11 protein-coding genes are annotated in these 13,262 nt (G+C 75.7%); 4 read left to right on the forward strand and 7 right to left on the reverse strand.

Translation table 11 applies throughout. The annotated features are described in order from the left end of the window. Positions 1-24: 24 nt before the first annotated feature. Together BJ968_RS16015 and BJ968_RS16020 are read right to left on the reverse strand one after the other, a co-directional pair. Positions 25-648, reverse strand: a complete 624-nt coding sequence (locus BJ968_RS16015) for a LysE family transporter (protein WP_179753500.1) — start codon at positions 646-648, stop codon at positions 25-27. Positions 649-657: 9 nt separating this feature from the next. Next, positions 658-1,347: a GmrSD restriction endonuclease domain-containing protein gene (locus BJ968_RS16020; protein ID WP_179753502.1), complete on the reverse strand. Its 690-nt coding sequence runs from the start codon at positions 1,345-1,347 to the stop codon at positions 658-660. 146 nt (positions 1,348-1,493) lie between these two features. Between BJ968_RS16020 and BJ968_RS16025 the strand changes: the two genes are divergently transcribed. Beyond that, positions 1,494-4,073, forward strand: a complete 2,580-nt coding sequence (locus BJ968_RS16025; RefSeq protein ID WP_179753504.1) for a SpoIIE family protein phosphatase — start codon at positions 1,494-1,496, stop codon at positions 4,071-4,073. Between the two features lies 1 nt (position 4,074). Here the strand turns inward: BJ968_RS16025 and BJ968_RS16030 are convergent, their stop codons facing one another. The 4 genes from BJ968_RS16030 to BJ968_RS16045 are packed head-to-tail and all read right to left on the reverse strand — an operon-like array spanning position 4,075 to position 8,793. Then, positions 4,075-4,695 carry a TetR/AcrR family transcriptional regulator gene (locus BJ968_RS16030; RefSeq protein WP_179753506.1) on the reverse strand — a complete coding sequence of 207 codons (621 nt, stop codon included), beginning with the start codon at positions 4,693-4,695 and terminating at the stop codon, positions 4,075-4,077. A gap of 18 nt (positions 4,696-4,713) precedes the next feature. Further along, positions 4,714-5,718 carry an agmatine deiminase family protein gene (locus BJ968_RS16035; RefSeq protein WP_179756825.1) on the reverse strand — a complete coding sequence of 335 codons (1,005 nt, stop codon included), beginning with the start codon at positions 5,716-5,718 and terminating at the stop codon, positions 4,714-4,716. Between the two features lie 28 nt (positions 5,719-5,746). Beyond that, a complete protein-coding gene (locus BJ968_RS16040) occupies positions 5,747-7,345 on the reverse strand; it encodes an amidohydrolase family protein (protein ID WP_179753508.1) in 1,599 nt (532 codons plus the stop codon). After that, positions 7,342-8,793 carry an amino acid permease gene (locus BJ968_RS16045; protein WP_179756827.1) on the reverse strand — a complete coding sequence of 484 codons (1,452 nt, stop codon included), beginning with the start codon at positions 8,791-8,793 and terminating at the stop codon, positions 7,342-7,344. Before BJ968_RS16045 ends, BJ968_RS16040 begins: the two co-directional genes overlap by 4 nt. 170 nt (positions 8,794-8,963) lie before the next feature. Here BJ968_RS16045 and ureA point away from each other — a divergent pair, with 170 nt between their 5' ends. From ureA to BJ968_RS16060, 3 genes are all read left to right on the forward strand, one after another. Then, complete coding sequence (ureA, locus tag BJ968_RS16050) at positions 8,964-9,677, forward strand: urease subunit gamma (protein ID WP_179753510.1); 714 nt, start codon at positions 8,964-8,966, stop codon at positions 9,675-9,677. Continuing rightward, positions 9,674-11,350 carry an urease subunit alpha gene (locus BJ968_RS16055; protein ID WP_425491504.1) on the forward strand — a complete coding sequence of 559 codons (1,677 nt, stop codon included), beginning with the start codon at positions 9,674-9,676 and terminating at the stop codon, positions 11,348-11,350. Before ureA ends, BJ968_RS16055 begins: the two co-directional genes overlap by 4 nt. A 99-nt stretch (positions 11,351-11,449) precedes the next feature. Beyond that, a complete protein-coding gene (locus tag BJ968_RS16060; protein ID WP_179753512.1) occupies positions 11,450-12,610 on the forward strand; it encodes a Gfo/Idh/MocA family protein in 1,161 nt (386 codons plus the stop codon). Positions 12,611-12,614: 4 nt separating this feature from the next. On the opposite strand, the gene thiE is transcribed toward BJ968_RS16060, so the two are convergent. Then, positions 12,615-13,253, reverse strand: coding sequence for a thiamine phosphate synthase (gene thiE, locus BJ968_RS16065; protein ID WP_218885099.1), 639 nt, complete (start codon positions 13,251-13,253; stop codon positions 12,615-12,617). Between the last annotated feature and the right edge of the window lie 9 nt (positions 13,254-13,262).

The raw sequence follows: 13,262 nt of genomic DNA on the forward strand, positions 1-13,262 counted from the left end.
CCTTCAGCGCGACCAGCGCCCCGCCTACCGGGCGCTGACGACCGTCCCGACCCCGAACGCGGTGAGCACCGCCGCGCTGACCCGGTCCAGGGCCCTGGTCACCCGCGGCCGCCGGATCCAGTCCACGGCCCGGGCCCCCACCTGCGACAGCACGCTGAGGTACACCAGCGCGACACCGGCCTCCACCGCCCCCAGCAGCAGCGTCGCGCCCACCCCGGACCCGGCCGGGACGAACTGCGGGACCACCGCGAGGAAGAACAACCCCACCTTCGGGTTCAGCACGCACGAGACCAGCCCGGCGCCGAACGCCCCGCGCAGCGAGGCGGCAGCCGCCGCCGCGCCGGGCGCAGAGCCGCCCCCGCGCCGGCGGTGGGCCCAGAACGTGCGGACCCCCAGGAACACCAGGTACAGGCCACCGGCGACCTTCACCGCCTGGTACGCCTGCGCCGACCGTTCCAGCAGCGCCGCCAGGCCCACGGCCACGGCACCGGCCCAGACGAGGGCACCCAGGGCCGACCCCAGCGCCGTCACCACGCCCGTGCGGGCCCCGTGCAGGCTGTGCCGCAGCACGAGGAACGTGTTGGGGCCCGGGGTGACCTCCAGCAGCAGGCACAGCGCGCAGAAGGCGAGGACGGCGTCGAGGCTCACCCCGGGAGGCTAGTCCGCGACGGGTTCGCCGGGGCAGCCCCGCAGCACCCGCTCGATCGCGTCCCGCTCCGCGGGGGTCACCCACAACCCGTACTCCGCCTTGACCGCCACCTGCCGCGCGACGTACTCGCAGCGGAACGCGGTGTTCGGCGGCAGCCACGTCGCGGCGTCACCGTCGCCCTTGGACGCGTTCAGCGGCCCGTCCACGGCCAGCAGTTCCAGGGGGTCGTTCGCGAACTCCTCGCGCTCGTCGGCGTCCCACTGCTGCGCCCCCGTCTGCCACGCGTTCGACAGGGCGACGACGTGGTCGATCTGGACGTCGTCGCTCGTCCCCTGGCCCCGGGTGAAGGCGATGGTGTCCCCGCTGTAGGGGTCGTCCAGGGAACCCCTCGAGACCACGCAGTCCGAACCGCGCTTGAACGTGACGTCCTCCAGGTCCCGGGCCAGGACGTCGTTGCGCGTGTCGCAGCCGTTGCGGTCGGTGTCCTCCCACCCGTCGCCGAACCGGTCGCGGGAGTACCCCGTCTTCGGTGCCCGGCCCTTCACCGGCAGGGTCCCCAGCTGGGCCAGCGCCGTCCCGGCGGGGGCGTCGTCCTCACCGCCGGGGGTGCAGCCCGCCAGCAGCGACCCCGCCAGCAGCGTCCCCGCCAGCAGCGACCCCCCGGCGGCGACCGCCGCCCTCACCTTCCGCACGCCCACCGCACGCCACCTCCCGATCAGCGCACCATCGTGCACCGGCCGAGCGCCCGGCGCGGCCCCGGTCCGCGCGTGCGACACTCGACTACCCGCTGAGGCAGCCCGGCGTCGCTCGTCGCGTTCCCCCGACCACGCCAGGAGACCGCCCGATGGACAGCGAACGCCCCGCCGCTGCGCCCGCGTTCGCCGACGACGCCGACCGCGTCCGATCGGCCCGACGTCTCGTGACCACCACGCCCAACCCGGCCCTGGACCGGCTGGCCGACCTCGCCCGCCGCCTGCTGGGCACCCCCGCGGCGCAGGTGTCGCTGCTCACCGACGTCCAGACCGTCACCGCCGTCGCCGGCCCGGGGCTCTCCGGCGCCGCGGGCACCCCCCTGGCCGACGCCCTGTGCACCGTCACGGCCGTCTCCGGGACCCCCCTCGTCGTGCCCGACACCGACCGGGACGAGCGGGTCCGGCACCTGCCGCCGGTCACCTCCGGAGCCGTCGGCAGCTACCTCGGGGTGCCGCTGCGCGGGCAGGACGGCCACGTCATCGGCGCCCTGTGCGTCTTCGGCCCCGCGACCCGCGACTGGTCCGGCGCGGACGTGTCCCTGCTGACCGACCTCGCCGCCGCCGCCGTCACCGAGCTGGAGCTGTCCGCGCTCGCGGTCGACCTGGAGGCCGCCCGCGTCCGCTGGCAGCTCGCCGTCAGCGCCGGCGGCGTCGGCACCTTCGACTGGGACCTGCTCACCGGGGTGCTGGAGTGGGACGAGAACCTGCTGGAGATGTTCGGGTACCTCCCCGGGGAGTTCGGCCGCACCATCGAGGACTTCGACGCGCGCCTGCACCCCGACGACCGGGGACGGGTGGCGCGTGCCCTGGACCGCTCGATCGTCGAGGCCGGCGCGTACGAGGCGGAGTACCGCGTCGTGCACCCCGACGGCACGACCCGCTGGGTGCGGGCCCGCGGGCAGGCGCTGGCCGACGAGTCGGGCCGCAGCGTGCGCGTCCTGGGGGCCGCCTACGACACGACCGCGGCCCGGGACGAGGACGCCCGGGTGGCCCGCGTCCTGGAGTCGATGTCGTCGGCGTTCTTCTCCCTGGACCGCGACTGGCGCTTCAGCTACGTGAACTCCGAGGCCGAGCGGGTCCTGGGCCGCCCCCGCGGCGAACTGCTCGGCGGGGACGTGTGGGAGCTGTTCCCCGACGCGGTCGGCTCGCCGTTCGAGGAGAACTACCGGGGCGTGGCCCGCACCGGGCGACCGGCGACGTTCGAGGCGTACTACCCGGCCCCGCTGGACGCCTGGTTCGAGGTGCGGGCGTGGCCCGACCCCGACGGGGTGTCGGTGTACTTCTCGGACATCAGCGAGCGCCGTCGCGCCCAGCAGGCCCTGGAGACCGCGCACGCGGCGGCGGCCGCCGCGGCCGAGCGGCTCCGCCTGATCGTGCGGATCAGCGAGGACCTGTCCTCCACGCTGGACGTGGAGGAGGCGTACGCGCGGCTGGCCCAGCACCTCGTGCCCGCGCTCGGCGACTGGTGCCTGGTGACGCTGGTGGACGAGGAGGGGCAGCTGCGCGACCTCGGCTGCCACCACGCCGACCCCGCCGCGCTGGACCTGGTGCGGGCCTACCGGGAGGCGCGGGTGACGGCGCTGACCCCGCAGTCCTACCTGTTCCGGGTCTGGCGCACCGGCCGGCCGGTGACCGTCCCCGAGGACGCCACCGGGGCCCTGGTGGCGCAGCTGGCTCCCGGCAGCACCGCGCGCGAGCTCATCACCCGCCTCGCGCCGGGGGCCCTGGAGTGCCTGCCCGTCCGCGCGCGGGGCCGCACGGTCGGGCTCATCACCCTCTTCCACGACGCCGCCGCGGACCGCCTGTCGCCCGAGGACCTGCTGCTGGCGACGGAGGTGGGGGACCGCGCGGGCCTGGCGCTGGACAACGCGCGGCTGTTCTCCGCGCAGCACCGGGTGGCCGAGGGCCTGCAGCGCAGCCTGCTGACCGCGCCGGTGCAGCCCGAGCACGTCCAGGTCGCCGTGCGGTACCGGCCCGCGGCGCGCGCCGCGCGCGTCGGCGGCGACTGGTACGACGCGTTCCTCACCCCCGACGGGGCGACGGTCCTCGTCATCGGCGACGTCATGGGCCACGACATCGACGCGGCGGCGGCCATGAGCCAGGTCCGCTCCCTGCTGCGCGGCATCGCCTACATCACCGGCAGCAGCCCCGCGAAGGTGCTCTCGGGGCTGGACGCGGCCATGCAGGGCCTGGACGTGGCCACGACCGCGACGGCCGTCGTGGCGCGGCTGGAGGACGACGGGGACCGGACCCGCCTGCGCTGGTCGAACGCGGGCCACCTGAACCCCGTCGTCGTCGGCCCGGACGGGACGCTGCGGACGCTGGGCACGGGGTCGGCCGAGCTGCTGCTGGGCATCGACCCCGGCGCGCGCCGGTCCGACGCGGTGGTGGACCTGGAGCGCGGCTCGACGGTGCTGGCGTTCACCGACGGGCTCATCGAGCGGCGCGACGGCTCCCTCGAGGAGCGGTTGCGGCTGCTGGGTTCGGTCGTGACCGAGCTCGCCGCCCAGCCTCTGGAGGACCTTCTCGACGGCGTCCTGCGCCTCATGGTGCCGGGTGAGCACGAGGACGACGTCGCGCTGCTGGCGTTCCGGCTGCACCCGCGGGAGGGGGACCGGCCCGCCGAGGCCGGGCCGGAGCGGGTCCCCGAGCAGCTCCCGCCCAGCCCGTGAGCTAGGCGCTGCCCCGCAACCGCTCCAGGCCCGTGAGCAGGCTCTCCAGCCCCAGCAGGAACGCCCGCTCGGAGCGGTCGCCCGGCTGCGCCCTCGTCGCCCGGATCGCCCGCGACAACCGGGAGTCCTCCCGCCCGGAGTCGGCCCACACCTGCACGGGCGCGCCCGCGTCGAGGGCGGACCCCAGGACGAAGCAGTCCAGGACGGTCACGGCGTGCAGGAGTTCCTCGTCGCCGAACCCGGCGTCGTGCAGCACGTCGGCGAGGGCCTCGTAGGAGGCCAGCGTCGCGGGGTGGCTCACCGTCTGCGCCGTCAGGAGCGGCACGGCCGCGGGGTGGGCGGCGAAGGCGGCCCGGTACTGGCGGGCCCAGCGTCGGGTGAACTCCCGCCAGTCCTCACCGGGCAGCACGCTGACGGGCATCCCGTCGGCCGACAGCAGCCCGCGGATGCCCTCGACGACCTCCTCACGCCCACCCTTGAAGTGGTGGTACAGCGAGGAGGTGCTCACGTCGAGTTCCCGCGCGAGCCGGGGCAGCCCCAGTTCGCCCGTGCGGTCGAGCAGGTCCAGCGCGGTGCGCAGGACCAGTTCGCGGGACAGCAGGGGGGTGGTGGGGCGGGCCATGCTGGGGACTCCCGTGGGTCAGACCGGCTGTTGCTGGGTGATGCAGTGGATGCCGCCGCCGAAGGCGAAGACGTCGCGCGCGTCGACCGTCACCACGGTACGTCCCGGGTAGGCGGTCCCCAGCACGGCCGCGGCCTCCGCGTCGCGCTCGTCGTCGAAGGCGCACGCCACGACCACCGAGTTCGCGACGTAGTGGTTGACGTAGGAGAAGTCGACGAGTTCGCCGTCGACCTCCGCGGTGCGGGGCGCGGGGATCTCCAGGACTCCCAGCTGCTCACCCCGCGCGTCGGTCGCCGAGCGCAGGACGTCGAGGACCTCCCGGCTGACGGCGTGGTCGGGGTGGCCGGGGTCGGGCTGGCTGTGCACCAGCACCTTCCCCGAACTGGTGAACGCCGCGACGATGTCGACGTGCCCGCGGGTGCCGAACTCGCCGTAGTCGGCGGTCAGCCCGCGCGGCAGCCAGATCGCCGTCGTCGTCCCGAGCTGCGCGTGCACCTCGGCCTCGACGCGCTCGCGGGTCCACCCGGGGTTGCGGTGCGGGTCGAGCTGCACGGTCTCGGTGAGCAGGACGGTGCCGCGGCCGTCGACGTGGAAACCCCCGCCCTCCTGGGTGAGATCGGAGGAGCTGACGGGGGTCCCGGTGAGCCCGGCGACGGCGCGCGCGGCGAGCGCGTCGTTCTCCCACCGCGCCCACGACTGCGCGCCCCAGCCGTTGAACACCCAGTCGACCGCGACCGGGGAACCCCCGCGGCGGGCGAAGGTGGGGCCGGAGTCGCGCAACCAGGCGTCGTCGACGGCGACGTCGGCCAGGTCGACGCGGGGGTCGAGGAGTTCGCGGGCCGCGGCCCGGTCCGCGGGGTTCACCAGGACGGTGACCGGTTCGTACCGGCTGACGGTGTTCGCGACCGCGCTCCACGCGCGGCGCGCGCGGGTCAGGTCCGGGCCGCCGTCCTCCCCGAACGTCGGGTTGGGGGTGGGGAACGCCATCCAGGTGCGCTGGTGCGGTTCCCACTCGGCGGGCATGTGCTGTCCGGTCACGTTCTTCTCCTGCTCAGGCGCGGTGGACGACGGTTCCGTCGACGACCGTGAGGGGGACGGGGGACTGGGCGAACTCGTCGGGGTCGGCGGTGAGCGGGTCGAGGGTGAAGGCCGACAGGTCGGCCCGGGCGCCGGGGCGCACGGTCCCGGCCACGGCGGCCAGCCCGGCGGCGCGGGCGGCCTCGGTCGTGTACCCCTCCAGCGCCATGCGCGCGGTGAGCGCCTGCCCGGGCAGCACCGGTTCCTCCCCGGGGCGCCCGGCGGTGCGCCGCAGGCGGGCGTCGGCGATCGTGGCGCGCGGGTCGTAGGGGGCGATGGGCCAGTCCGACCCCAGGGCCAGCCGGGCCCCGGCGTCGCGCAGGTCGCGGGTCCGGAAACCCCGGTCGGCGCGTGCTTTGCCCAGCCGCCGGGACCAGTTGTCGCTGTGGTCGGCCCGCGTGTAGTGCGTGCAGTGGGTCGGCTGCATGCTGGCGGTGACGTCGAGGCGCGCGAACTGCCCGACGAGGTCGTCGGGCAGGGTCTCGACGTGCTCGACGCGGTGCGGCACGCGCGGGGCGCGGGGGAGCGCGGCGACGGTGCGCAGGACGTGCCGGATGCCGGCGTCGCCGATGGCGTGCGTCACGGTCGGGACGTCGTGGGCGGCCAGGAACCCGACGGCCTCGGTGTACTCGGCCGGGTCGGGCCAGAACGGCGCCGTGGACTCCCCGTGGGTGTCGGCCTCCTCCAGCCAGGCCGTGCCGCCGTCGATCGTCCCGTCGATCATGAACTTGGCGCCGTCGACGGACCAGCGGGGCCCGCCGAGGCGTTGCAGGTCGACGACGTGGTCGAGGTACCCGCGGCCGTGGACGGGCATGACGAACGGCGCGAACCGCAACCGCAGCGGCAGCCCGTGCTCGTCGGCCACGGCCCCCACGAGGTCGGCGGAGTCGCCCTCGAAGTCCATGGCGTTGGCGGCCGTGAGCCCGGTGGCGGCCATGTCCCGCAGCAGCTGCAGGAACCGTCGCCGGCGCCGGGCCGGGTCCTCGGCGGGCAGGTGCGCCGAAACGAGGTCCATGGCCTCCATCTCCAGCAGGTGCCCGGTCGGGACGCCGTCGGCCGCGACGACCTGCGCGCCGGAGCGGAACGGCCGGGGCCCCTCGACCCCGGCGATCTCCAGGGCCCGCGGCGAGGCCAACGCCGAGTGCGCGTCGAACAGGACCAGGTAGGCGGGGACGTCGGGGCCGAGGGCCTCGACGAGCGGGGCGTGGGTGAGGGGACGGCCCTCGAAGGCGTTGGGGTCCAGGCCCCAGCCCTGGACCCACCCGCCGCGGGCGACGTCGACCGTGCGCAGGACCGCCACGAGGTCGGCGACGGACCGCACGGCGGTGAGGTCGACGCCCGCGGTGAGGTTCAGGCCCATGACGGGGTGGACGTGCCCGTCGACGAGGCCGGGGGTGAGGGTGGCCGCCCCGAGGTCGACGACCTCGGTGTCCCGCCCGCGCCAGCCGGCGACGTCGGCGCGGCCGCCGACGGCGGTGATGGTGCCGTCGGTGACGGCGACGGCCTGCGCGAGGGGCTGGGCCGGGTCCAGGGTGTGGACGGTGTCGGCGACGACGATCAGGGACGGGTTCACGAGTTCCCTCCGATGCGGGCGTGGAGGTCGGGGCGGCGCGAGCGCAGCGCGCGGGCGGTGAGGGCGCCGACGGCGAAGACGACGGGGACCACGGCGACGAGGACGACGTTCGTGCCCGTGGGGGCCGCGGTCAGCAGGGCGACGTTCTCGACCAGCACGACGAGCGCGGCGGTGAGCAGGACGGTCGCGACGACCGCCACGCGCAGCACGACGGGTCTCACGGACCCGTGGCGGTGCAGCCAGACCACGACGGCGACGGAGGTCACGGCCTGCAGCACCAGCACCCCGATGGCGCCGGGGGTGTTCACCAGGAGCACCAGCTGCGTGTACGGGTCGAGGCCGGCGAGGGCGAAGACCGCGACGACGAGGAGCGCGAGCAGGCTCTGCGCGGCGCCGGCGCGCGCGGGGGAGCCGAAGCGCGGGTGGGCGCGGGCCAGGGCGGGGGGCAGCAGCCCGTCCTCGGCGAGGGTGAAGGCGTAGCGGTTGACCGCGTTGTGGAAGGCGATCTGCGAGGCGAGCACGCTGGTCAGCACGAGCACGTCCATGACGTGGCTGGCCCAGGTCCCGACGTAGGTCTCGATGACGGTGAAGAACAGCCCGACGGGGTCGGCCCCGGCGGCGGCGACGGCGCCGGCGTCCCCGACGCCCTGCACGACGGCCCACACGACGAGGGCGTAGAACACCCCGAGGAAGACCACGGCGGCGTAGGTCGCGCGGGGGACGGAGCGGTCGGGGTCGCGGGCCTCGCGCCGGTACAGGGCGGTGGACTCGAAACCGGCGAAGGCCGCGAAGCAGAACCCCAGGATGCCCAGCATGCCGGGCTGGGACAGGGCGGAGGAGGAGAACGTCGTCAGGTGCAGGCCGTCGTGGCCGCCGCGCGCGACGACACCGACGACGAGCACGGCGAGGATCGCGGTCTCGGCGGCGAGCAGGACGCCGAGGAGCCGGGCGCCGACGTCGATGCCGCGCCGGCCCAGGGCCCACACGACGGCGACGGCGGCCACGGCGTAGAGCCACCAGGGCAGGTCGAGGCCGAGCAGGCGGACGCCGGCGGCCTGGAACTGGGTGCCGAGGAGGCCGTAGACGCCGATCTGCAGCGCGTTGTAGGAGACGACGGCCAGCAGCCCCGCCCCGGCGCCGGCGCTGCGGCCCAGGCCGAGGGTGATGTACGAGTAGAAGGCCCCGGCGCCGCCGGTGAGGCGGGTCATCGTGGTGAACCCGACGGCGAACAGGGCCAGGACGACGCCGGCGGCCAGGTACCCGGCGGGGGCGCCGATGCCGCCGACGGAGATCGCCAGGGGGGCGATGCCGGCCATGACGGTCAGCGGGGCGGCGGCCGCCACGACCATCGCGGTGATGCCGGTGGCGCCCAGGGCACCGGTCTTGAGGTGGTCCTCGGGGGCGGGGTGCGGGGGCGCCGACACGGCGGGCTCCGTCGCGGGGTCCATCACGGGGGCCTCCAGGGGGTGGGTGCGCCGCTGCACGGACGACACAATAACCGAAACCGTGTCGGTTAGAGTGCTCGTCGTGTGTTTCGACGACGTTTCCACCGCGTCAAACCCCGGTACCGGGGTCGTGACGGCCGTCGGCCCGTCCCCGGCGGGCTACCCTCCGCGCCATGCGCCTGACGCCCAGTGAACGAGACCGGCTGCTGATCTTCACGGTGGCCGAGCTCGCCCGCGCCCGCCGCGCCCGGGGACTGCGGCTCAACGTGCCCGAGGCCACCGCCCTGGTCGCCGACGCGGTCTGCGAGGCCGCTCGCGACGGGGCCCGGCTGGCCGACGCCCTGCGGGCCGGCCGCTCCGTCCTCGGGCCCGGCGACGTCCTGCCCGGGGTCCCCGACGTCGTCGGCCAGGTCGAGGTCGAGGCCGTCTTCGACGACGGGACCCGCCTGGTCGTCGTCACCGACCCGTTCGGCGGCGGCTCGCTCGGCGACGACGCCCCCGGCGCGGTCCTGCCCGGGCCCGAGCACCCCCTGGAGTTCCCCGACGCCGTCAGCGTCACGGTGACCAACACCGCCACCGTGCCGATCAGCGTCACCTCGCACTTCCACTTCTTCGAGGTGAACCCCCGGCTCGGGTTCGACCGCGCGGCCGCCTACGGCCGCCGCCTCGCGGTCGACGCCGGCGCCACGGTGCGCTGGGACCCCGGCCAGACGCAGGACGTGACCCTCACCCCCATCGGCGGGGCCCGGGTCGCCATCGGTTTCGCCGGGCTCGTCGACGGGCCGCTGGACGCGCCCGGCGCGTTCGAGCAGGCACTGGAACGCGCCCGCGCGTGCGGGTACCTCGACCACGCCGACCACGGACACGACGCAGGGGGTTCACGGTGAGCCTGACGGGCAGGGACTACGCCGCCACCTACGGACCCCGGGCGGGGGACCGCCTCCGGCTGGGCGACACCGGCCTCGTCGTGCAGGTCGAGCACGACGCCCAGGCCCCCGGGGAGGAGTTCCTCGCCGGTTTCGCCAAGACCGCCCGCGACGGGCTGCACCTCAAGGCCGCCCGGGTCCGCGAGACGTGCGACGTCGTCATCTCCAACGTCGTCGTGGTCGACGCCGTCCAGGGGGTCCGCAAGCTCTCGATCGGCATCCGCGAGGGCCGGATCTCCGGCGTCGGCCGCGCGGGGAACCCCGACACCCTCGACGACGTGGACGTCGTCGTCGGGACGGGGACGACCATCGTGTCCGGTGAGGGGCTCATCGCCACCGCCGGCGCCATCGACACCCACGTGCACCTTTTGTCCCCCAGGGTGATGGAGGCCTCCCTCGCCTCCGGGGTGACCACGATCATCGGCCAGGAGTTCGGGCCCGTGTGGGGTGTCGGGGTGAACTCGCCGTGGGCGCTGCGGCACGCGTTCAACGCCTTCGACGCCTGGCCGGTGAACATCGGGTTCCTGGGCCGGGGTTCGGCCAGCGACCCGGGGTCGTCGGTGGAGGCCCTCGTCGAGGGCGGTGCCTGCGGTTTCAAGGTGCACGAGGACATGGGTGCGCACTCCCGCGCGCTCGACACCGCGCTCACGGTGGCCGAGGAGCACGACGTGCAGGTCGCCCTGCACACCGACGGCATCAACGAGGCGCTGTCGGTCGAGGACACCCTCGCGGTCCTGGACGGCCGGACCATCCACGCGTTCCACATCGAGGGCTGCGGCGGTGGGCACGTCCCCAACGTCCTGCGGATGGCCGGCGAACCCAACGTCATCGGTTCCTCCACGAACCCGACCCTGCCCTTCGGCCGCGACGCCGTCGCCGAGCACTACCACATGATCATGTCGGTCCACGGCCTCAAGGAGGACCTGCCCGGTGACGCGGCCCTGGCCCGCGACCGCATCCGGGCCGGGACCATGGGCGCCGAGGACGTCCTGCACGACCTCGGCGTCATCCCCATCACCTCCTCCGACGCCCAGGGCATGGGCCGGGCGGGGGAGACCGTCCGGCGCACGTTCGCGATGGCCGGGAAGATGAAGCACGAGCTCGGCGCCGAGCACCCCGACCACGACAACGAGCGCGCCCTGCGGTACGTCGCCAAGCTCACGGTGAACCCCGCCATCGCCCACGGGCTGTCCCACGAGGTCGGGAGCCTGGAGGTCGGCAAGCTCGCCGACGTGGTCCTGTGGCGGCCGGAGTTCTTCGGCGCCAAACCCGAGCTCGTCCTCAAGGCCGGTTTCCCCGCCTACGGCGTGACGGGCGACCCGAACGCGGCCATCGACCGGGCCCAGCCCCTCGTCCTCGGACCGCAGTTCGGGGCGCACGGGGCGACGGCGGCGGACCTGTCGGTGGCGTTCACCTCCGCGGCGGCCGCGGCCGACGGCAACGACGCGATGACCACGCGCCGCCGCCGGGTCGGGGTCCGGGGCACCCGCGGCATCGGGCTGGGCTCGATGGTGCGCAACTCCCGCCTGGCCCGGGTGCGCGTCGCCCCGACCGGGCTGGTCACGGTCGACGGGGAACCGGTCAGCTCGGAGGCGGCGGAGCGGACGAGCCTGACGCGGCTGTACCTCCTGTAGCGGTGGCCCGGGTGGGTGGTGACCGCAGGTGGGAAAGCGGTTACCATCGCCGGGTCCGAAGCGCGGCGACCGCCGCACCACCACGCGGAGGGGCCACCGATGACCACACGCACCCCGCTGCGGCCGGCCCGCTCCGACCGGGTGCCGAGCGTCGCGCTCGCCGGCGTCCACGGGTTCGGCCGCACCTACGTGGACCGGCTCGGGGCCCGCGCGGCCGCCGGCCGCCTGCGCTGGACCGGGGTCGCCGAACCGCGCCGCCAGGACGGTGTCGTCCCCGCGCAGGTCCCCTGGTTCGACGCGCTGCCGGACCTGCTGGCCGCCGGGGCCCCCGACGCCGTCGCGATCGCCACGCCCCTGCCCACGCACGCCGACCTGGCGATCGCGGCCCTGCGCGCGGGGTCCCACGTCGTCCTGGAGAAACCCCCGACGACCGGCCTGGCCGAGTTCGCCGAGGTCCTGGCCGTCGCCCGCGAGTGCGGCCGGCTCGTCCAGGTCGGCTTCCAGAGCCTGGGCTCGGCCGCTCTCGACCACGTCCGCGACCGCGTCGCCCGGGGCGGCGTCGGGGACGTCACCGGGTACGCGGCCGCCGGCTGCTGGGTGCGGCCCCGCTCCTACTTCACCCGCGCGGCCTGGTCCGGGCGCCGCCACCTCGACGGGCGCGTCGTCGCCGACGGCGTCGTGACGAACCCGCTCGCGCACGCCCTCGCCACGGCCCTGGCCGTGGCCGGCCGCACGCGCGTCGAGGACGTCACCGCCGTGCAGGTCGACCCCTACCGCGTCAACGACATCGAGACCGACGACACGACCTCCCTGGTCGTGTCGCTGCGCGAGGCCCCCGACCTGGTGGTGGCCGTGACGCTGGCCGCCGCCGAACCGGGCGAGCCGTTCGTCGTCGTCGAGGGCACCCGGGGCCGGCTGACGCTGCACTACACCCTCGACGTCGTCGTCGAGGAGGTGCCGGGACGGCCGCCGCTGGTGACGCGGCACGACCGGTTCGACCTGCTCGACGACCTCCTCGGCCGCGCCGCCGACGGCGGGCCGCTGCGGGCCCCGCTCGTGGCCGCCGGTGCGTTCACCCGCGTCCTGGACGCCGTCGTCACCGGACCCGCCCCCCGGGCGGTCGCCGACGCCCACCTGCGGCGCACCCCGCTGCCCGGCGGGGACGAGGCGGTCCGGCTCGTCGGCGTCGAGGAGGCCGTCGCCACCGTGCTGCGCGAACGGCGGACCTTCGCCGGGTGCGGGGTCGCCTGGACCCGGTGAGGGGTCAGGCGCCCGGCAGCGCCTCCCGCAGGGCCCGCACCGCCGCGGCGGCGTCGGGGGCCCCGGTGAGCGCCCGGACGACGACGACGCGGCGCGCGCCCGCGGCGACGACCTGCGGGACCGTCCCGCGGTCCACGCCGCCGATGGCGAACCACGGTTTCGCGGTCCCCGCCGCCGCGGCGTGCCGCACCAGGTCCAGACCCGTCGCGGCGCGGCCGGGTTTCGTCGGCGTCGCCCACACCGGCCCGGTGCAGGCGTAGTCGACGTCGTCGTCGGCCAGCGCCGCGTCGAACTGCTCCCGGTCGTGCGTCGAGCGCCCGATCGCGACGTCGGGGCCCACGACCCGCCGGGCCAGGGCCGGCGGCAGGTCCCGCTGCCCCAGGTGCAGGACGTCGGCCCCCACGGCGGCCGCGAGGTCGGCGCGGTCGTTGACGGCCACCAGCCGTCCGTGCCGGTGGGCCACGTCGGCCGTCAGGTGCAGCAGCTCCAGTTCCTCCACCGCGTCGAGCGTCCTGTCCCGCAACTGCACGACGTCCACCCCCGCCGCGAGCACCACGTCGAGGAACCCGGCCAGGTCGCCCCGCTCCCGGCGGGCGTCGGTGCACAGGTAGAGCCGGGCGTCGCGCAGATCGGGTTTCGGCACCCTGGAGAG

The organism is Kineococcus aurantiacus (genome assembly GCF_013409345.1).
GTDB lineage: Bacteria > Actinomycetota > Actinomycetes > Actinomycetales > Kineococcaceae > Kineococcus > Kineococcus aurantiacus.

Excerpts from the sequence above, each read along its gene's own strand:
- BJ968_RS16025 (WP_179753504.1), top strand. The coding sequence starts at position 1,494 with ATGGACAGCGAACGCCCCGCCGCTGCGCCCGCGTTCGCCGACGACGCC.
- BJ968_RS16030 (WP_179753506.1), bottom strand. The coding sequence starts at position 4,695 with ATGGCCCGCCCCACCACCCCCCTGCTGTCCCGCGAACTGGTCCTGCGC.
- BJ968_RS16035 (WP_179756825.1), bottom strand. The coding sequence starts at position 5,718 with ATGCCCGCCGAGTGGGAACCGCACCAGCGCACCTGGATGGCGTTCCCC.
- BJ968_RS16045 (WP_179756827.1), bottom strand. The coding sequence starts at position 8,793 with ATGGACCCCGCGACGGAGCCCGCCGTGTCGGCGCCCCCGCACCCCGCC.
- ureA (WP_179753510.1), top strand. The coding sequence starts at position 8,964 with ATGCGCCTGACGCCCAGTGAACGAGACCGGCTGCTGATCTTCACGGTG.
- BJ968_RS16060 (WP_179753512.1), top strand. The coding sequence starts at position 11,450 with ATGACCACACGCACCCCGCTGCGGCCGGCCCGCTCCGACCGGGTGCCG.